The sequence below is a fragment of the Shewanella sp. ISTPL2 genome, from assembly GCF_013283205.1.
GTDB classification, from domain to species: domain Bacteria; phylum Pseudomonadota; class Gammaproteobacteria; order Enterobacterales; family Shewanellaceae; genus Shewanella; species Shewanella oncorhynchi.
Genome location: NZ_JAAPAV010000001.1, coordinates 4,507,128 through 4,526,968, shown reverse-complemented (window position 1 = coordinate 4,526,968; position 19,841 = coordinate 4,507,128). Strand labels below are relative to the sequence as shown.

Sequence of the window (19,841 nt, the reverse complement as noted above, 5' to 3'; positions counted from 1 at the left end):
ATCTCCTCATCAAGTAGGTTAGGCTTTGCTGATTTGGCATAGGCTGGACTTAGTTTCTTGCATCTGAGTCACAACGTCGTAGCCATAAGTTAAAATGGTGTTTGCAGATTCGCCTATCACGTAAGGCACAGTGCCTTCTGGATAGTTTTTCGCTAGGCTTTCGCCTTCAAACACCCCAGCAAAGTGGTATGGCATAAAACATTCACCGGTAATAACGCGCGGTGTCACCATAGCCTTAACCGTGATTTTGGCGCCTTCTGGACCATGAACAAAAACATTGTCACCGTCGCGAATACCGCGATCCGCTGCATCAGCAGGGTTCATTTCGATGAACATTTCTTGTTGTAGTTCAGCTAACCAAGGGTTAGAACGGGATTCTTCACCACCACCTTCATATTCCACTAGGCGGCCTGATGTGAGTGCCAATGGGAAGTCTTTAGCAAAATCCTTGTCTTGAATTGACTTATACAGTGTCGGTAAACGTGCAACCATACGATCTTCGTAGGTGGGGTATTTAGCGACTAAGTCACGACGAGGCGTGTAAAGTGGTTCGCGGTGGCGTGGAATATCGTCTGGGAATGTCCATACAATACAACGAGCTTTAGCGTTACCGTAAGGGATACAGCCGTGCTTGATAGCAACACGTTGGATACCGCCGGAAATGTCAGTTTTCCAGTTTTTGCCTTCGGCGTGTTTTTTCTCGTTTTCGGTTAGGTCATCCCACCAACCTAATTGCTTAAGCATATCGGCGGTAAATTCAGGATAGCCATCTTGGATCTCACTGCCTTTAGAGTAAGTACCTTCGGCAAGAATATTATTGCCTTCATGTTCCACACCATAGCGAGCACGGAAGTTACCGCCACCGTCTTTCACATGTTTGGCTTCGTTATACAGAATTTGGGTACCAGGATGTTTCATCTCTGGTGTGCCCCAACATGGCCAAGGTAAGCCGTAGGTTTCGCCTTTGGCAGGACCACCGGGGGCTTCTAAGCTGTCAGCATCAAAAGTACCCCAGTTTTCTTGGTGCATTTTTAAACGCTCTGGGCTTTGTCCGGTATAACCGATAGTCCACATACCTGTGTTAAATTCGCGGGTGATATCTTCAATCAAAGGCTCTTCACCATTGACTTTAATATGCTTGAATAGCTCTTTATCTATACCCACTTTTTTGGCGAGTTTGTACATGATCACATGATCAGGCAGGGATTCGAACAGGGGTTCTATGACCTTAGAACGCCATTGTACTGAGCGGTTAGTCGCAGAGATTGAACCATAGGTTTCAAACTGGGTTGCCGCAGGAAGTAAATAAACCCCATCTTGACGTTGGTGCATAACACCCGCCATGGTTGGGAATGGATCGACAACGACGACGGTGTCCATTTTATTTAAAGCTTCACGCACTTCACGGCCACGGGTTTCAGTGTTGACCGATTGTCCCCAGAAGAACGCCAGACGAATATTGTCTTTTTGCGCTATCTTGGTTTTATCTTCTAACACGCCATCGTGCCAGCGCGAACAAGGAATACCCGCAGAGGTTTGCGGTTTTTGTCCTAGATATTCGCCTTGATCGAAACGGCTCGCTACCCAATTAGGGTCGAGATCCCACACATTATTCCAATGGGCCCAAGCGCCAGTCGTTAAACCGTAGTAACCCGGTAAGTTATCAAATAACAAACCAAAGTCGGTTGCGCCTTGCACGTTATCATGGCCGCGGAAAATGTTAGTGCCGCCGCCAGGTACACCCATGTTGCCTAAAGCGAGTTGTAACATGCAGTATGAACGGGTGTTCGAGTTACCCACGTGATGCTGAGTACCACCCATACACCAAATAATGGTGCCGGGTTTGGTTTCAGCCATCATTTTGGCGACGCGGTACATCTGCGCTTTTGGTACACCCGCAACCAGTTCAACTTCTTCTGGGGGGTATTTTTTCACTTCTTCGCGGATACGATCCATGCCATAGACACGGTGTTTGATAAACTCTTTATCTTCCCAGCCGTTTTCAAATATGTGCCATAACAGGCCATAAATGAAGGGGATGTCTGTGCCAGGACGGATATGCACGTACTCGTCAGATTTCGCTGCAGTACGGGTGAAACGTGGATCAACAACGATGATTTTGGCACCGCGTTCTTTACCAATCAAAATATGCTGCATGGCAACAGGATGCGCTTCACTGGGGTTTGCCCCAATAAACATGATGCACTTAGAGTTGCGAATATCGTTGATTGAGTTGGTTTGCGCACCGTAGCCCCAAGTGTTAGCAACACCGGCTACCGTGGTAGAGTGACAAATACGGGCAGAATGGTCGACGTTGTTCGTACCCCACAATGCCGCAAATTTGCGATATAAATAAGCTTGTTCGTTAGAGAACTTAGCGCTACCCATAAAGTAGACTGAATCTGGACCTGACTCTTGACGAATTGAAGCCATTTTATCGCCGACTTCATTAATCGCTTGATCCCAAGAGATCTTTTTCCATTTTCCGCCTTCTAACTTCATGGGGTATTTCAGGCGTTTTTCGCCGTGACCATGTTCACGCAGTGCAGCACCTTTCGCGCAGTGACCGCCAGCGTTGAACGGGTGATCGAATGCGGGTTCTTGACCCGTCCATACACCATTTTGTACTTCTGCATACACACCACAACCTACGGCACAGTGAGAACAGATGGTACGTTTGACTTCGGTGGGAACATTATGGCCAATATCTTCTTGGGCCTGTGCTTTACGCATCATGCCTGTGCCCAGCATGGACGCCGCAGCGATCCCTCCTGTGGCAAGACTTGCCGATTTTAAGAATTGACGACGATTGAGACCCAGTGCTGGCGCTTTAGCTTCGACAACCTGGTCTGTTTTGCGGGTTAATCGCATCACACACTCTCCTCTATTTTAGTTTTAAAGCGACGCATAATAGCTACGAATATGGTCGGTTTCGCGGTAGTTCTCACTTTTAGGCTCTGTGGTTGCTGCCGTTTTTGTCGAAGCTAACGCTTGACTACTCACAGTGACCACTGCGCCTGTCGCACTGCCGAGTGCCAATGCTTTAAGCAATTGACGACGGCCCATGTCGGAAGCTGGCTTCTTCATAGTGTCTCCTTGTGTTACTGGATAAGGTGGTATAAACGGCTACCACCTCGGTTATTGTGGAAGCCTAAGCTTCCGTTATTGTTGCTAAGGTAAACATTAATCTCACCTTCGCAGTTTGAACTCATCTCTAACATTTACATTTAGCACGCACATGCCGCGCTATCACTCAGTTTAGTCTTAGTTCATTAACTCTACTGGTTTTGCTAAATCGCTGGTGGCTGGCTGTAAGTCTGCGCTGCCTGGGCAATTGACTGGAATATCTAAGCTTAATTGCTCAAAAGCACTGGCTTCCATTGCAAAAAACGCTTTTGCTAGCTGTGCAACCGTGGCGTAAAACGCCGCACTTGGCGCCTTGGCTAAATTATCGCAAAAACGGCCAATCCAGCTGCCGATATGGCGTTGGTAAAAAGCCAATTGGCGATAACTTGGCGCTTCTAAAATCAGGGTTCCCATCACTTCACACAGGGCTGCAACGTGATCTTCGGGTTCCTTGACGTTGTCTTCGCGTTCAAACCCCAGTTGCATTAAGTCTTGGCGTAGCAATGCCAGTGGTTTATCCATCAATGAGCCCGTCATAAACCAGCTGCCGTAGGGCAGGATCTCACCGCAACCTACACCGAGGAACAGGGCAAAATACTCGTCTTCTAGTTGTGCGCTGTTGAACTGCTGTGCGGCGAGTTGGAGTGATAACCAAGCTTTAGTCATCTCGTTGTCTTCATTGGCATCAATTTCAAGATTGGCCAAAAAGTGTAGCAGTTCAGGGCTTGGCTGACGGCGCAATAGGGCGGCTAACAGTTGATAGATATCGGCTCTCAACTGATCGTTTTCTGAAACTTGTCTTACTGATTCGGTCATAGCGGATCTCTTATCGCAGTTGCTTTTCAGGATCTTGAAGAATGTCTTCAAACATGTCTTTTACCCGGCAGTCGCCACACATTTTCAAGCGTTCAATATTGGCAGAAAATGCGCTGTGCGCGCCGACCATATCCAGCATCCGATGCACCATAGATTGGGTCGCAAAAGGAGAGCCGCAGCGAATACATTCGAAGGGGGCTTCTTCTTTCAGGGTGTGTTGTTGCTGACGGGCAGCTTTATTAAAGTTAATTTGCGGGGTAAGGCTTATCACTTTTTCAGGACACGCTGCCTCACATAAACCGCATTGCACGCAGTTTTGCTCAATAAAGTGTAGTGAAGGTTTGTCGCCACCATCTTGTAATGCCACGGTTGGGCAAATTGCCACGCAGGACATACACATAGTGCACTTTTCTACATTTACACTGACTTTGCCAAAGGGAATATTGCTGAGGCTGAGGCAAGTATCGATTTCACCCGCTTGGCTATTGAGGTGGTCGATCGCTTCAAATAGCGTATTGCGTTTAGTGGTCGACGCAAATGCGGCGGGCACGATCACGGGCCAATCTAAGCTGATATCGAGCATCGAATCTAAATCGGCAAGCATGCTTGGGTCGATGAGGCTGATACGTTGCGGCTGACCCATCTCATCTAAAATACTGTTGGCTAAAGAAAGTTCGCCTTTAAGCATTTGCGTTAGGGTTGGCGCTGTTGCATCGGTGTTGAGGATCAGCACTTGGCGCGCGCCCCAAGCGAGTACTGACAACCAATGATCTACGCTAGCAACGGTAATTTCTTCGAGGGCAACGGGGAGGATGTCGCCTGCTAAATCGTCACTAATAAAGTTGGCGCCGACGGCATTATCGTGGAACAAAATCACCGGTGCGGTTTGTGCTTGCTCGCGGAACCGACTAACAATTTTGTTCAGGTATGAATGCAAAGCTTGCGGCGTAGGTAAATCGTAACTGATAGCACCCGTTGGGCAAGCGCTGGTACAACTGCCTGCGCCGTGGCAAAGATATGGATCGATTTCAATTTTCTTTGCGACACTGCTGATCGCATCTGCTGGGCAGAAGTTGAGGCAACGATTACAACCATTGATGCCATTGCGGTCGTGGGCACAGATATCTGGGTTAATTTTGACGTAGCGCGGCTTATCAAATTGGCCTATGAGATCGGGAATTTGCGCAAGGGCATCTTCGAGTTTTTCAGCGTCTTGGCCTACGTAAAAATAGCCGGGTGGCAGCATTTCTAAGTTCAAACAAGCTGCGCTGCTCAAATCGAGCACGATATCGAAATGGGGTTTACGGATTGACACTAAACTGAGTTCGGCTGCACCATCTTGATGTTCAACACTGACTTGAAATTGGCCTAAAAAGCCTTTTACGCCAATGAGTTTGTTGTAATAGCTTTCGACATCAGTTGCCGCTGCCATGACACGTTCTAGGTGTGCTTCATCTTGGCTGGTAATGGCTTCGTTGGCTAAAATCACCCTATGGGCCATAGTGGACAATTTGTCCGCGGCAAGGCGAGCCAGATCTTCTGGGCCAATAATAAGAACATTGCCTTCGGTGGTATAGCTGACAGTTGGCGGGATCAGATTCTGCAACATCTGAGTTTGCGTTAATACCTGTTGTCGCGCTTGTTTTAACGCTTCTTGGGTTTGATTGGTCATCAAATAAGTGCTCACATTGCGTTCCTGAACAGTACTTTGGCTGTTTCTTGTTTTACTGTATCTGGGCAGATTTAGGCGGCTGGTAATAAGTAAGTCATTGCCTTTTCTGCTTTTATCTAAGCTTTTTTATATCTTAGTACAGCAATTCACATACCAAAGTTACGGACATTAAAATTAGCTAAACTGACGTTAAACAACTCGGGTATGTACCTGAGCTAAGGGCTCTGGTGCATTTTGGGGTAGGTCATCAGTCTCCCCATCCAAATTGTCCGTTATCGGCTCAGCTGCCCATTCGACTTCGACTTCATTAGTCTCATGAGTTGTTGTTTCGCTTACATCAAGACTCGTGGATGGATTGCTTTCTTCAGTTTGTTTGGCTAAAACAGCTGATTCTTCATCCGAGGTCTCGCTGTCTTCGGCTATGTAACGGAAGACTTTTTGCATCAATTCAGCTGAGACTTCTGCACTGAGTTTCGGTTGATTACTGTAATCGAGTGCATATTCCAAAAGCCCATCTATCTCGTTGAAATGCGGTTGTTTCCACAGTGCACGTAGCGCTGCAGATTTAGCCGCAGGGTCAACATTGGCGCCCATAAAACTCGCAAAGCTGCCGCCTACTTCAATTTCGTCTGGATTGGGTAAATCCGCTGCAGTGAGGATGCGATTAGGATCGTCATGCTCTGCAGTATTAGGTTCAATGGCTGACTCTGTGGGTTGAAGCTGCTCAACTGCCATAGTGGGCTCGGCTACGATGGTCTCCTGAGGTGTGATTTCCCCGTTAGCCTCTCGCGCTTCCTCTGCTGCAACTTGTTCGCGCCGTTGGTTCCAGCGACTCAGTAGCCCGCCTGTTTTTTGTATGGATTCAGCCATTAGTCCCTCCGCAATGGATCGTGACTCGGGCCTTGATTATTACGGCCATCGACATGTTTACGGCGATGAGCGGCAATTTCGACTTCACCATATTGGGTGATAAAGGCTTCAATCCAACAAGCGATAGCTTTTGGCATCAATAAGTTGAGGACAGGGGTATTGCCCTCAAGACAACCCGCCGCGACATTCTGATCCGCCGATAATGCCGCCGGTATCCAAGTGCCATCGGCCGTTTCATCACATACTAAATACAGCATGGCGTTATCTAAATCGAGATTGAGGCGATAGCTGGCGCGTTCGTCTTTGTGCAGTTCGAGTAGCACTAAGGTTGCATCGTCTGGGGCTTGATGGGTGGCGGGAAGTAGGTGATCAATTTCCCATTGTACTGAGGTCCAGCGGCCAACTTGCTTCTCTACTTTCTTGAGTGAAACGTACATAGGCCAAACACTAGTTGTATGTTGCATTGTCTCTCCGTCTCAGCCGTGTTGATGGACAAACCGTAGAGTGAACGGTTCGGTTTTACCAACAAATTGCGATAAAAGGTCACTGCAATATTGGTGCCAGTAAACATAGTGGATTAGTTTGAGCTAGATCATCAAAAACACCCTGTAAATTGGACATTTTGTCCAGTACAGGATTTTGTTTGGGACATAAAAGGGCTAATGAAAAATCAGCATTGCGGCAGATCACGCATTTAACCCCAATTTTTATGTCTAGGTATAAATATTGCTATGCTCTGGCCATGACTCGTTAAGCGGTAACATTATGATCTCTGAAAATATCACTATTCCTGATAACAACATGAGCACAGATAGCGAAATAGCGGTAGCCAATCCTTCTCAAAAAACTCAGCATCAGTGTTCTTTTGTGAGAACTCAAGTGGAAGTACCGCTAACCATTGCTGTAAAAGCAGTGAATGAAGCTGGGGAAGTGTTGGATAAATTTGTCGCCTGCGAACGTCCGCTTACCGTGTATTTGAACTGGCGACCAATAGTGACACTTATGACCCTAGGGGCGAAACCTGAGTCACTGGCGTTAGGTTATCTTAAGAACCAAGGCTTTATTTCGGATGTGAGCTTATTGGACTCGGTTATTGTCGATTGGGATGTGAGTTCTGCAGCCGTGGTTACCCGTGAACAAACCGCCGATCTGGATGAGAAACTCTCCGAAAAAACGGTGACATCAGGCTGTGGTCAAGGCACTGTTTATGGCAGTTTTATGCAAGATTTAGACGGCATCAATTTACCAACGCCAAGTCTTAAGCAAAGCACCCTTTATAGCTTATTGAAAAATATCAATGAATATAACGAAACCTATAAAAATGCGGGTGCTGTGCACGGTTGTGGTTTGTGCGAAGACGATAAAATTATGGCTTTTGTCGAGGATGTTGGCCGTCATAATGCCGTAGATACTTTGGCTGGGGATATGTGGCTGACTCAGGATCGCGGCGATAATAAGATATTTTATACCACTGGTCGCTTAACTTCGGAAATGGTGATTAAAGTCGCTAAAATGGGGATCCCTATTTTGTTATCACGCAGTGGCGTGACTCAAATGGGCTTAGCACTAGCGCAGCAGCTGGGTATTACTATTATTGCCCGCGCCAAAGGTCGTCACTTTTTGGTGTACCACGGTAGTGAAAATCTGCAGTTTGATGCCAATACCGCTCCTTAGCCCCAAGTTAGCTAAGACAGTAATGCTAAGACTTACATGCAGTAACGAAGAATAAGACAAGGAAACAAGATGACGTCTGCCAGTGAATTGGTCTACATGAGCGCGAAGCAAGTGGCTGAGTATTTAGATCTTAATGAGAAAAAAGTCTACGCCATGGCTAATGACAGAATTCTCCCCGCCACTAAAATCACCGGTAAATGGCTATTTCCGAAAGTGTTAATCGACCGTTGGGTAATGGATTCTTGCCACAGTGGCATGCTGACCGACCGTTTATTGATCACTGGTAGTGACGATCCACTATTATCTATGCTGGTGGCGCGTTTGATGGCGCAAGTTGGTAGCCGTGAGTTGATAAGCTACAGCGCAACAGGTTCACGCTTAGGGTTAGAGTTGCTTGCTAAAGGTTATGCCGATGTGTGCACCTTACACTGGGGTAGCATGGAGGATAGAAATATTCGCCACCCAGCGTTACTTAAAGGTTATAACAACCATCAACAATGGATCATGGTGCATGGTTACTCCCGTCAGCAAGGGTTGATCATGCGTGCCGATATGCACCACAGATGCCAAGAAGAAGATAAAGTCGTGAACTTGCCTTGGCGTTGGGTGAGTCGTCAGGGGGGCGCAGGTAGCCAACAGCACTTAGAGCATTGGTTGTTAAAGCAAGGTGCTCGCTTAGATCAACTTAATGTCGTGCTAACTGCCTATAGTGAACGCGAGTTGGCGGGTTATATCGCTAGGGGTGATGCCGATATTGGTTTTGGTTGTCAATCTGTGGCTTTGGAAAGTGGTTTAAGTTTCGTGCCACTGATTAAAGAGTCTTTCGATTTCGTTATGCCGCAAAGCATTTACTTCCGTCGTCAGCTTCAACAACTTTTTACTATGTTGGCGAGTGGTCACTCGAGGCAAATGGCGGCACTACTTGGTGGCTATGATCTTACCGACTGCGGACAACTGCTATGGAGTGCGAGCTAATCCACTCAACTCGGTAATGGATTAAGGTGAATAGAGTTGAATGGTCTCTGAACTACTTATTACTGCTACTACATGCTGATATCTAATGTAGCCAGTTACTAACGAATAAGTATCAAAGAGACCCTCTTTATATTGCTGATTACGTTGTTTCGACTTTCTATGGTGGGCTGATGGGAGGCAACTACTATATATAGGTAAAGTATCTTCATCGCCAAATACACTCAGAGTGCCATCTTCTTCTGTTGTTCCCCGTCATTCTCCCATAAACGACTCCATATAAAAGTGGAGGTGAGATATTCCGGTTCGAGCAGCCGTTATTCTCATTTAAATCTGATAGCATTCATGCTCATGATCCCTTTGTCTTGATACTGTACGCTGGTAATCAATTGGGCCAAATTACAGATAAAGCGCTATTTTGTGGATAACTTTGGGGGTAAGTAGTGGGTATCTTGTGGCTAGATTAGATAATTAGAATTAACTGCAAATTTCCTTAAAATAGGGGTTGCACAAAATCCTCTGCTGCCTATAATGCGCATCCACTGACACGGCAGACAGCGAAAGCAGGCTGACGAGTTAGGTTGAATTGAATAGCTTTTAAGCACTTAATTCAACCGCAGCAAGAAGTTGAAAATACTCCTTGACGCGAAACGGGAAATGCGTAGAATACGCAGCCCTAGCCAACTGGAAGCGTTCGACGCTCAGTGTGGTACTCAAGTTCTCTTACGAATATTGAGTTGCTCTTTAACAAGATAAAACNCTAGGAAGCAAATGCCTTGTTCTTACCAAACAACACGTTAGTTATTTGCTAGGAACCAAAATGTGGTATCCCCTAGGGGATTCGAACCCCTGTTACCGCCGTGAAAGGGCGGTGTCCTAGGCCTCTAGACGAAGGGGACCCGGACATATTAATTTGAACTTAACGTTCCCGTTTAACATCTACGGTCTCATAGGCCTCTTCTAAGTAGCGAAGTATGCCTTGGGTGTATTAATTTAAACTTTCGTTTCTGCTTAATAAGGCAGTAAATTGGTGGAGCTACACGGGATCGAACCGTGGACCTCTTGCATGCCATGCAAGCGCTCTCCCAGCTGAGCTATAGCCCCAAATTTTTGTCAACACAGCTAACTTTAGCAGTATATGTATCAGCAGAAATTTAGATTTTGTTCTTACCAAACAACACGTTAGTTATTTGCTAGGAACCAATATTTGGTATCCCCTAGGGGATTCGAACCCCTGTTACCGCCGTGAAAGGGCGGTGTCCTAGGCCTCTAGACGAAGGGGACCCTGGACATATTAATTTGAACTTTTCACTAGAAAAGGTTCCCGTTTAACATCTACGGTAAGTTTGGTGGAGCTACACGGGATCGAACCGTGGACCTCTTGCATGCCATGCAAGCGCTCTCCCAGCTGAGCTATAACCCCAAACCTATCGAACTACATTTAAGTGCACAGCAAGCATTTGCTCGACTGTGTCTCAACTGCGTGGCGCATTCTATGCAGCGCACCTAAAAGTGTCAACTCGTTTTTTTAGGAATTTATTCTATCTGCTACAAATTCAATCGCTTTGGATATTCTTTGCTCAGAACGGCTTCTTCCAATTAAAAATAGTGTGATATCTAAGCCTGGAGACTGCCCTGCCCCTGTTACTGCAACACGTAAAGGCATACCGACCTTACCCATACCCACATCTAATTCAGTCGCTGTATCTTCAATTGCCTGATGAATAGCTTCAGCTGTCCACTCAGTTAATGCCGATAATTTCTGTTGCACCAGTTGCAATGGCTCTAACGCAACACCGCGTAAATGCTTTTTCGCCTGTGCTTCATCAAACTCAGCAAAATCTTCATAGAAATAGCGGCTAGATGCGGCTAACTCTTTTAGAGTCTTAGCGCGCTCAGCTAATGCAGTGACCACTTCAGCTAATGCTGGGCCATTTGACAGATCAATTTTTTGATCGTCCATGTGCCATTGTAAGTGTGTTGCCACATATTCTGGATCTAGGCTCTTTATATAGTGTTGGTTCAACCACACCAGTTTATCGGTATTAAAAGCAGAAGCGGCTTTGTTGATGTCACTCAACTTAAAGAATTGCTTCATTTCTTCTAATGAGAAAATCTCTTGATCGCCATGTGACCAACCTAAACGTACTAAATAGTTCAGCAGTGCTTCTGGTAAATAGCCATCGTCACGGTACTGCATTACGCTAACAGCGCCATGGCGCTTAGACAACTTAGCGCCGTCATCACCTAGAATCATAGATACGTGTGCATATTCTGGGATCGGCGCCCCTAATGCTTTAAGAATGTTGATTTGACGCGGGGTATTGTTGATATGATCTTCACCACGCACCACACAAGTGATCCCCATATCCCAATCGTCAACCACCACACAGAAGTTATAGGTTGGCACACCGTCGGTACGGGCGATGATCAAGTCATCTAATGCATCATTAGAAAATTCAATCCGACCACGAACATGGTCATCAAATACCACTGAACCACCGATTGGATTTTTAAAACGCACCACAAATGGTTCATCAGTCTCGCGAGCGGGTAAGTCGCGACAGCAACCATCATACTTTTGTGCTTCACCGTTAGCGGCCTGTGATTCTCTTAAGGCATCGATTCGCTCACGTGAACAGTAACATTTATACGCTGTGCCCTTTTCTAACATTTGAGTAATGATTACGTTATAACGGTCAAAACGCTTAGTTTGGTAATATGGGCCCTCGTCCCATGTCAAACCTAGCCAGTTCATGCCTTCTAAAATCGCATCGCAAGCGGCTTGAGTCGAACGCTCAATATCAGTGTCTTCAATACGTAATACAAACTCACCGTTATTGGCACGGGCTTGTAACCAAGAATAAAGTGCAGTACGGGCACCACCAACATGCAAGAAACCGGTAGGACTAGGGGCAAAACGCGTCTTAGTTGTCATAATGGGACACTAACCTATATAAAGTCGTCTAGATAAAGACAATCACGATAAAAAAGTGGGCTTATTCTAACAGTCAAAGCAGGCGCTGCAAATGGGACAAGCTTCACAGTATCACTTATCTTGTTAAATCGTGTCGCTAATCCCTCTCCTTTATATAGGAAGCCAATATAAAGCGATATATAAAGGTGGCACTATTGCTATCACCACCATTGATTAATGCTAACACTTGAGATGATTTTTCAGGCTTTATATTCCAACCCTAAATCTCTACACCTATATACCTTCGACTATAAATATCTGCGCCATCGAACACGCGCATCTATACACTATCAATGCACTCATGCTGTTAGTGCGCTAATTTTTATAAATCACTCACTTCCTCAGCACTTTTACCACAAAAAAGTCAGGTGAATGGGATGAGTTCAACTCGTATTTAATCGCGAGCGTCCAAATTACGTACCATTGACTGGCGAATTAAATAACACTTTGATCGGCGGCGTGATTAGCATTAAGCCAATGTGGACAAAAATAGCGCGACCAATGCTTTTTTCACTAAAAAGCGTTGACACTAGATCGAACCTCCCTATAATACGGCTCCACACAGCGAGGTCGATTAGCTCAGCTGGGAGAGCACCTCCCTTACAAGGAGGGGGTCACTGGTTCGAGCCCAGTATCGACCACCATATTTTCTACAAAGAAATTATGGCATACAAAATGTTATATCCCAGGTCGCTTAGCTCAGCTGGGAGAGCACCTCCCTTACAAGGAGGGGGTCACTGGTTCGAGCCCAGTAGCGACCACCATATAACTTGATGTATTAATGTGTAAAAGTCATTCCCAGGTCGCTTAGCTCAGCTGGGAGAGCACCTCCCTTACAAGGAGGGGGTCACTGGTTCGAGCCCAGTAGCGACCACCATTCTTTAGTGAAGAATGACTTAAAAGTTGTGTAGTTTAAGAATGNATAGCATGGGGTGGCTCGTTGTCATTATTCCCTGCGGTATAATGGTGCTGATTGGCTTGGTGGCACACTGGTATGAGTCTGACCAATGGTATGGTTTTTTTTTCATGGCATTGATTTTTGCGCCATTTATCCGCTACCTCTGGTTGGCCGACAAACAGTACCATTATCGACTCACCACCGAGGGTTTAGTTACTACCTATCATGACGTTATTCCGGATGCCGCCTACGCGGTAGTGCGGGGGCTGGCTTGGTTTGGGGTAGTGGTTTGCATCGTCGGTGTGGCCTTTTTAGGCCCAGCAGCGCTGGTTGGTGTAGGTGGAATGGCTCTGGGGGCATTTTTCTTTACTGGTTTTAAAAATATAGAGACAACTTATGAGAGCCCTATAAAAAATGGGCATCGTCATTTGATTAAGGTAACGCGGAATCGTCCATTTATTGCCTGCCAATCGGATGTACGAACAATGGGCTTACGAGCAAGTATTCGTCTTCATTGCCCATTGGATAAGATGCACACTATCTTGTCATTGCTGATGACGCAGTTACCTGATTCAGAAATCCGTGTATTTAAAAATGAGCGCGTGTTAGATGGCGTACCATTTGCGTTATTTGAGTCAGGCGAACCTGCCCAACTGGCAGATTTTACCCCTGACAATACCCAGCCCAGTTAACGTTTTTTCTCGCGCCTGTTATTGGCGCGAGACTCGGTGTCCATCAGTGACAGCTTTGCCACCAAGATGCTAACAGACTTTTTAGCGGCAAGGTCGTCAAGGGTGAGAAAACATTAAGTACGAGCTGTGTGGGTAGGTTAACGATGACCGTGCAGTCCGTGGGTACAGCAAAGGAATAGCTATATGAATAAGAGAGCTGCGCCGCAGTTGGCGTCGACAGAGCAAGAGACACAACTGTTGGACGACAGTCGGTATGAAGACCTGCCGCGAAGTGAGTACCTGCAATTACCCCAAGAGGAGCAAGACCGGCTCTACAAGCTGCGTCAGCAGCGGGTGCGCGAGGCGCCCACGCTTTATGAGTGGGATATTAAGGTAGCGACTGTGTATGGTCTATTTTGGTTAACCTTCCTGATCCCGTGTGGTTGCGTAGCACTTATAGGGTGCTATTTGCTATCTGGCGATACTAGCTTGGGTATAGGGTTAATCATCATGGCTTTAATTATGTGCTTATCTGCTCGTTACCTCTGGTTTGCAGACAAACAGTACCATTATCGGCTCACCTCCGAGGGTTTAGTTACCACCTATCATGACGCGATTCCGGATGCAGCTTACGCGGTAGTGCGTGGGCTGGCTTGGTTTGGGGTGGTGGTTTGTATTGTCGGGGTGGCCTTTTTAGGCCCAGCAGCGCTGATTGGTGCAGGCGGAATGGCTCTGGGGGCATTTTTCTTTACTGGTTTTAAAAATGTAGAAACCACCTCAATAAGTGCTATCAAGCGTGGACACCCCCATATGATAAAAGTGACCCACAAGAGGCCATATATATCGTGTGATACAGACAGGTTTTATTTCGGATATTATTCAAATCTCGACTGTTATTGCCATCCCGAAGATATGCATAAAGTGTTGTCGCTACTGATGAAGCAATTACCGGGGTCTGAACTCTTTTTATTGAAAAATGAACGAATAGTTGGCCTCTCTAAAGTTGGCACCCGTGACGGCAAACTAGCCCAACTATCAGATTTTACCCCTGACAATACCCTGCCCAGTTAACGTTTTTTCTCGCGCCTGTTATTGGCGCGAGATTCGGTGTCCATCAGTGGCAGTTTTACCACCAAGATGCTGACAGGTCTGTTTGTGCTAGGGTGACGCCAATTACGGCCATTATCTGGATATAGGCTAACAGACCTTTAGCGGCGAGGTCGTCAAGAGCGAGAAGACATTAAGTACGAGCCGTGTGGGTAGGTTAACGATGACCATGCAGTACCGTGGGCACAGCAAAGGAATAGCTATATGAATAAGAGATCAGCGCCGCAGCAGTCGGCGTCGACAGAGCATGACACACAACCGTTGAACGACAGCCGGTATGAAGATTTGCCACGCAGTGAGTTCCTGCAATTACCCCAAGAGGAGCAAGACCGGCTCAATAAGCTACGTCAGCAGCGGGTGCGTGAGGCGCCCACCCTCTATGAGTGGGATATTAAGGTAGCGACCGTGTATGCCATGGGGTGGCTCGTTGTCATTATTCCCTGCGGTATAATGGTGCTGATTGGCTTGGTGGCACACTGGTATGAGTCTGACCAATGGTATGGTTTTTTTTTCATGGCATTGATTTTTGCGCCATTTATCCGCTACCTCTGGTTGGNGTACCGCTGCCATTACCAGCCGCGGGACCACGAGGATGCCCAGTAGCTGCATCTGGGGTTGTCNTCCCAGGTCGCTTAGCTCAGCTGGGAGAGCACCTCCCTTACAAGGAGGGGGTCACTGGTTCGAGCCCAGTAGCGACCACCATTCTTTAGTGAAGAATGACTTAAAAGTTGTGTAGTTTAAGAATGCCCAGGTCGCTTAGCTCAGCTGGGAGAGCACCTCCCTTACAAGGAGGGGGTCACTGGTTCGAGCCCAGTAGCGACCACCACATTCTGCAATACACATGTTATATCCCAGGTCGCTTAGCTCAGCTGGGAGAGCACCTCCCTTACAAGGAGGGGGTCACTGGTTCGAGCCCAGTAGCGACCACCATATTCTGCAATACACACGTTATATCCCAGGTCGCTTAGCTCAGCTGGGAGAGCACCTCCCTTACAAGGAGGGGGTCACTGGTTCGAGCCCAGTAGCGACCACCATATATCTCCCCCAATAAACTTTACCCACGCGCTTACTCAACTATGCTTGATCTCAATCCGCGAGTGATAAATTGTGCTGTTCGGCATTTTATATTTCGTTAAATACTAAGCACTATCGACACTCGGCCTGATTTCATTCTGCTTTAGCATTTTTGGAGATCAACATTATGGCCAGCGTCAGTCAATCCGCTTCTCTTGCCAATATTGCCACTTATTTAAAGCATACCCATGCCTGCGATGAGCAAACAGCTCTAAAAGAGGCGCGGGAAGTCATGCATAATCTCGTCAGCATGCGCCAAAAAGGCTTTATTACCGGTTGGTACTTTGATGAACAGGGCCATTTAGCCTTGTTACCTAGCGATGCTATCCTTAAACGTATTCTTTTAGAGGATGACTAACAGCATCAAATGAATTGTGTCTTGATTGACTACGATAGCTATCGACTTAACCTCCATAGACTTCACATCTCACCTACACTTCTTCTCCTAAAGCAGCCCACCACAGTATTTGTCGTTATATCGCATACTTTTACGGCTTTTTTTGATCTCAAAATAACTAAGTTTGTTTAATTTATCTGCAACGACAAAAGCCGTCAATTTGGGGCCGATCTTCACTATGGGTGGGTTTCCACCCAAACACAAAATCACTGTGAGCGAGATCTCACCCACCAAACTAAAAGTGTGACAAACATCAAATGAACTACACTTTAGTAACCAAACACTTACAGAAGCCAGTGTAAGTTGGCGTGGTATTTGCCTTTAGTAAGACAGACCTCAGGGAAATCAAGGCTGTATTCCTACTCAAACTTGGTAACAAACTAACCAAGACTGAGGACAAATCCTAACAACAGAAAAAGGAACTCAAGATGATATTGAATCAACAAACTGGATTGACCCGTCCACTCAAAACCTTAGTCAAAATGCTCGCTGTTGCCTCCGTATTTGCGACCAGTTTTAACGTATTTGCAGAACCGATTGAAATTAAGTTTTCACACGTAGTGGCAGAAAACACACCTAAAGGCCAAATGGCACTTAAATTTAAAGAACTCGTTGAACAACGTTTACCAGGTGAATACAAAGTCAGTGTATTTCCTAGCTCACAGTTATTTGGGGATAACAACGAACTAGCGGCACTGCTGTTAAACGACGTACAATTTGTCGCGCCTTCACTCTCAAAGTTTGAGCGTTACACTAAACGTCTACAAATATTCGATTTACCTTTCCTATTCAATGATATGGATGCCGTGAACCGTTTCCAACAAGGTGAAGCTGGTCAAACATTACTGAACTCCATGAGCCGTAAAGGGATTGTCGGTCTGGGTTATTTACACAATGGTATGAAACAGTTCTCCTCTAATACACCACTTAAAAATCCTGCTGATGCAAAAGGCTTAAAATTCCGCGTTATGGCATCTGATGTTCTAGCAGCCCAGTTTGATGCTGTTGGTGCAATCCCTGTGAAAAAACCTTTCTCTGAAGTATTTACCCTACTTCAAACCCGCGCTATCGATGGTCAAGAAAACACTTGGTCAAATACTTATTCACAAAAGTTCTATGAAGTGCAAAGCCAAATCACTGAAAGTAATCACGGTGTTCTCGACTATATGGTCGTGACCTCTGACACTTTCTGGAAAGGTCTACCTGCTGACAAACGTAAGATCATCAAAGAAGCTTTAGACGAATCTATCGCATTAGGTAACAAGATTGCCGCTGAAAAAGACAATGAAGACAAAAAGTTAATCCTTGATTCTAAACGTTCACAGTTAGTGACTCTGTCTCCTGCTGAACGTCAAAAATGGGTTGAGGTAATGAAACCTGTTTGGGCTAAGTTTGAAGATCAAATCGGTAAAGATGTGATTGATGCTGCTGTAGCTGCAAATAAATAATAATGATGATAGTCGCCTAAGCTCAACCGAGCTTAGGCGACCATTTCAGCGAGGGGATTATGGCTGTGATATCGCGAATATTTGGTTATATTGAAGAAGGTGTGCTCAATTTATTGATCACTCTGATGACGCTGTTAGTGTTTTCAGAAGTCGTCGCTCGCTTCTTCTTCAACACGGGTTTTCTTTGGATCCAAGAACTTACATTAACCTTTTGCGGTTGGTTTGTGTTATTTGGTATGTCCTATGGGGTTAAAGTCGGTGCCCATATTGGTGTCGATGCGTTTGTTAAAAATTTAGCGCCAAAGGCTAAAAAGATAGTATCTCTTATTACCGCCTTTGTTTGTATCGTCTATTGCGGACTCTTTTTAAAAGGCAGTTGGGATTACTTAAGCCAGATGTATCAAATCGGTTTGCCTATGGAAGACATACATTTCCCACAATTTATATTAAAAAGCCTCGATCCAGATTTTGCTTGGAACACTTTAAAAATCGATATTGAAGATGGCGCAATACCGATTTGGTTATCTCAAAGTATTTTAATTATTGGCTTTTTTATGTTGACTTGGCGTTTCGTCGAACTCTTTATCGCCATTCTGCGTGACCAAGTCTCAGGCTTCCAATTTGCCGATGAAGCGAAAGAAAGTATGCATTTAATCGATGAGAGCGCTAAAAACGCTAAAGTAGATCCAGTCTCTGACCAAAAGGAGGCTAAATAATGGCTATTGCAACCCTATTTACCGCCCTATTCGTATGTATGTTTCTCGGTATGCCTATCGCTATCGCATTAGGTTTTTCCAGCATGCTGACGATTTTATTGTTCTCGAATGACTCCTTAGCTTCAGTTGCACTCAAGCTGTATGAGTCTTCATCAGAGCATTACACTTTACTCGCTATCCCCTTCTTTATTCTGTCATCCGCCTTCCTATCAACGGGTGGTGTCGCTAGACGGATTATCGATTTTGCCATGGACAGTATTGGACATGTCCGTGGTGGATTAGCAATGGCATCCGTTATGGCGTGTATGCTGTTTGCTGCGGTTTCTGGTTCATCTCCTGCGACTGTTGCGGCAATTGGTTCTATCGTCATAGTCGGCATGGTAAAAGCAGGTTATCCCGAAAAATTTGCTGCAGGCGTGATCACGACCTCTGGCACTCTCGGGATTTTGATCCCACCTTCAATCGTCATGTTAGTGTATGCCGCAGCAACTGAAGTGTCGGCTGCAAAAATGTTTATGGCAGGCTTAATCCCAGGTTTAATGATGGGATTTATATTGATGATCGTCATTTATATCGTTGCCCGCTTTAAAAACTTGCCCTCACGTCCTTTCCCTGGCGTTAAACAACTGGGGATTTCAAGTGCCAAGGCAATGGGTGGATTAGCACTCATCTTTATCGTATTAGGCTCTATCTATGGTGGCGTTGCTAGCCCAACCGAAGCATCAGCTGTGGCTTGTGTATATGCTTACCTTATTGCGGTATTTGGCTACCGTGATATCGGGCCATTAAAAGACGTGGCATGGCGTAATCAAGATGAAAACTTAGCCAAAGCAACTGCGCGTAACTTAGGCCATATGTTCTTAGGACTGATTAAAACGCCTATCGACAAAGACATACGTCATGTTGTGCGCGATGGTGCCAAGGTCAGTATCATGCTGCTGTTTATCATAGCTAACGCTATGCTATTTGCGCATGTATTAACCACAGAACGTATCCCTCACATTATTGCTGAGTATATTGTTAGCATGGGTTTACCCGCCTGGGGATTCCTGATCATCGTTAACTTACTGTTGCTTGCTGCCGGTAACTTTATGGAGCCATCGGCGATTGTACTCATTATGGCGCCAATTCTGTTCCCTATTGCAACGCAATTAGGTATAGATCCTATCCACTTAGGTATCATAATGGTCGTGAACATGGAGATCGGTATGCTAACGCCGCCGGTGGGACTCAATCTCTTTGTCACCGCTGGGATCACGGGGCGCAGTATTGGTTGGGTGATTCAGTCGGTTCTGCCTTGGTTACTCGTGATGCTAGCCTTCTTAGCCCTGATTACTTACGTACCACAGATTTCACTCTTCTTACCTGAATGGTTGGATTCGATGCGTGGATATTAGTCTGCAATTCAAGGTTGTGAGATTAC

15 protein-coding genes and 11 tRNA genes are annotated in these 19,841 nt (G+C 45.9%); 15 read left to right on the top strand and 11 right to left on the bottom strand.

Annotated features, from left to right (window positions below; genetic code table 11):
• Positions 1 to 18: 18 nt before the first annotated feature.
• The 6 genes from HUB64_RS20120 to HUB64_RS20095 all read right to left on the bottom strand — a co-directional run bounded on the left by HUB64_RS20120 (position 19) and on the right by HUB64_RS20095 (position 6,948).
• The gene (locus tag HUB64_RS20120; RefSeq protein ID WP_173497948.1) at positions 19 to 2,871 is read right to left on the bottom strand and encodes a formate dehydrogenase subunit alpha; all 2,853 of its coding nucleotides are present in this window, start codon (positions 2,869 to 2,871) and stop codon (positions 19 to 21) included.
• 24 nt (positions 2,872 to 2,895) lie between these two features.
• The gene (locus tag HUB64_RS20115; RefSeq protein WP_173497707.1) at positions 2,896 to 3,087 is read right to left on the bottom strand and encodes a twin-arginine translocation signal domain-containing protein; all 192 of its coding nucleotides are present in this window, start codon (positions 3,085 to 3,087) and stop codon (positions 2,896 to 2,898) included.
• Positions 3,088 to 3,264: 177 nt separating this feature from the next.
• Positions 3,265 to 3,942 (bottom strand): molecular chaperone, encoded by a 678-nt coding sequence (locus HUB64_RS20110; RefSeq protein ID WP_113940321.1) that lies wholly within the window; start codon positions 3,940 to 3,942, stop codon positions 3,265 to 3,267.
• A 10-nt stretch (positions 3,943 to 3,952) separates the two neighbouring features.
• Positions 3,953 to 5,614, bottom strand: coding sequence for a 4Fe-4S binding protein (locus tag HUB64_RS20105; RefSeq protein ID WP_173497947.1), 1,662 nt, complete (start codon positions 5,612 to 5,614; stop codon positions 3,953 to 3,955).
• 189 nt (positions 5,615 to 5,803) lie between these two features.
• Positions 5,804 to 6,484 carry a DUF3306 domain-containing protein gene (locus HUB64_RS20100; RefSeq protein ID WP_173497706.1) on the bottom strand — a complete coding sequence of 227 codons (681 nt, stop codon included), beginning with the start codon at positions 6,482 to 6,484 and terminating at the stop codon, positions 5,804 to 5,806.
• Positions 6,484 to 6,948 (bottom strand): DUF3305 domain-containing protein, encoded by a 465-nt coding sequence (locus HUB64_RS20095; protein ID WP_105250549.1) that lies wholly within the window; start codon positions 6,946 to 6,948, stop codon positions 6,484 to 6,486. Before HUB64_RS20095 ends, HUB64_RS20100 begins: the two co-directional genes overlap by 1 nt.
• Positions 6,949 to 7,285: 337 nt before the next feature.
• On the opposite strand from HUB64_RS20095, the gene HUB64_RS20090 reads away from it, so the two are divergent.
• Entirely contained in the window at positions 7,286 to 8,158 is an 873-nt protein-coding gene (locus tag HUB64_RS20090; protein ID WP_131525795.1) for a formate dehydrogenase accessory sulfurtransferase FdhD, read from the top strand.
• Between the two features lie 69 nt (positions 8,159 to 8,227).
• Entirely contained in the window at positions 8,228 to 9,133 is a 906-nt protein-coding gene (locus tag HUB64_RS20085; RefSeq protein WP_006083558.1) for a helix-turn-helix transcriptional regulator, read from the top strand.
• A gap of 820 nt (positions 9,134 to 9,953) precedes the next feature.
• Here HUB64_RS20085 and HUB64_RS20080 read toward each other — a convergent pair.
• From HUB64_RS20080 to gltX, 5 genes are all read right to left on the bottom strand, one after another.
• Positions 9,954 to 10,029: transfer RNA gene (locus HUB64_RS20080), tRNA-Glu, on the bottom strand.
• A 129-nt stretch (positions 10,030 to 10,158) separates the two neighbouring features.
• Positions 10,159 to 10,234, bottom strand: a tRNA-Ala gene (locus HUB64_RS20075).
• 104 nt (positions 10,235 to 10,338) lie between these two features.
• Positions 10,339 to 10,414, bottom strand: a tRNA-Glu gene (locus tag HUB64_RS20070).
• A gap of 63 nt (positions 10,415 to 10,477) precedes the next feature.
• Positions 10,478 to 10,553 (bottom strand) — tRNA-Ala (locus HUB64_RS20065).
• Positions 10,554 to 10,658: 105 nt separating this feature from the next.
• Complete coding sequence (gene gltX, locus HUB64_RS20060; protein WP_173497705.1) at positions 10,659 to 12,068, bottom strand: glutamate--tRNA ligase; 1,410 nt, start codon at positions 12,066 to 12,068, stop codon at positions 10,659 to 10,661.
• 607 nt (positions 12,069 to 12,675) lie between these two features.
• Between gltX and HUB64_RS20055 the strand changes: the two genes are divergently transcribed.
• From HUB64_RS20055 to HUB64_RS19990, 13 genes are all read left to right on the top strand, one after another.
• Positions 12,676 to 12,751: transfer RNA gene (locus HUB64_RS20055), tRNA-Val, on the top strand.
• A gap of 44 nt (positions 12,752 to 12,795) precedes the next feature.
• A tRNA-Val gene (locus tag HUB64_RS20050) sits at positions 12,796 to 12,871 on the top strand.
• Positions 12,872 to 12,908: 37 nt separating this feature from the next.
• Positions 12,909 to 12,984 (top strand) — tRNA-Val (locus HUB64_RS20045).
• A 50-nt stretch (positions 12,985 to 13,034) separates the two neighbouring features.
• On the top strand, positions 13,035 to 13,697 hold the full coding sequence (locus HUB64_RS20040; RefSeq protein WP_254451442.1) for a hypothetical protein: 663 nt from the start codon (positions 13,035 to 13,037) through the stop codon (positions 13,695 to 13,697).
• Between the two features lie 183 nt (positions 13,698 to 13,880).
• The gene (locus HUB64_RS20035; RefSeq protein ID WP_173497704.1) at positions 13,881 to 14,747 is read left to right on the top strand and encodes a hypothetical protein; all 867 of its coding nucleotides are present in this window, start codon (positions 13,881 to 13,883) and stop codon (positions 14,745 to 14,747) included.
• A gap of 662 nt (positions 14,748 to 15,409) precedes the next feature.
• Positions 15,410 to 15,485: transfer RNA gene (locus HUB64_RS20025), tRNA-Val, on the top strand.
• Between the two features lie 48 nt (positions 15,486 to 15,533).
• Positions 15,534 to 15,609: transfer RNA gene (locus HUB64_RS20020), tRNA-Val, on the top strand.
• Between the two features lie 28 nt (positions 15,610 to 15,637).
• Positions 15,638 to 15,713, top strand: a tRNA-Val gene (locus HUB64_RS20015).
• A gap of 28 nt (positions 15,714 to 15,741) precedes the next feature.
• Positions 15,742 to 15,817 (top strand) — tRNA-Val (locus tag HUB64_RS20010).
• 167 nt (positions 15,818 to 15,984) lie between these two features.
• A complete protein-coding gene (locus HUB64_RS20005) occupies positions 15,985 to 16,215 on the top strand; it encodes a hypothetical protein (protein ID WP_105252063.1) in 231 nt (76 codons plus the stop codon).
• Between the two features lie 467 nt (positions 16,216 to 16,682).
• A complete protein-coding gene (locus HUB64_RS20000) occupies positions 16,683 to 17,702 on the top strand; it encodes a TRAP transporter substrate-binding protein (protein WP_173497703.1) in 1,020 nt (339 codons plus the stop codon).
• Between the two features lie 59 nt (positions 17,703 to 17,761).
• The gene (locus HUB64_RS19995) at positions 17,762 to 18,418 is read left to right on the top strand and encodes a TRAP transporter small permease (protein WP_173497702.1); all 657 of its coding nucleotides are present in this window, start codon (positions 17,762 to 17,764) and stop codon (positions 18,416 to 18,418) included.
• Positions 18,418 to 19,815: a TRAP transporter large permease gene (locus tag HUB64_RS19990; protein ID WP_173497701.1), complete on the top strand. Its 1,398-nt coding sequence runs from the start codon at positions 18,418 to 18,420 to the stop codon at positions 19,813 to 19,815. The genes HUB64_RS19995 and HUB64_RS19990 overlap by 1 nt, the downstream gene beginning before the upstream one ends.
• The last annotated feature ends 26 nt before the right edge of the window (positions 19,816 to 19,841 follow it).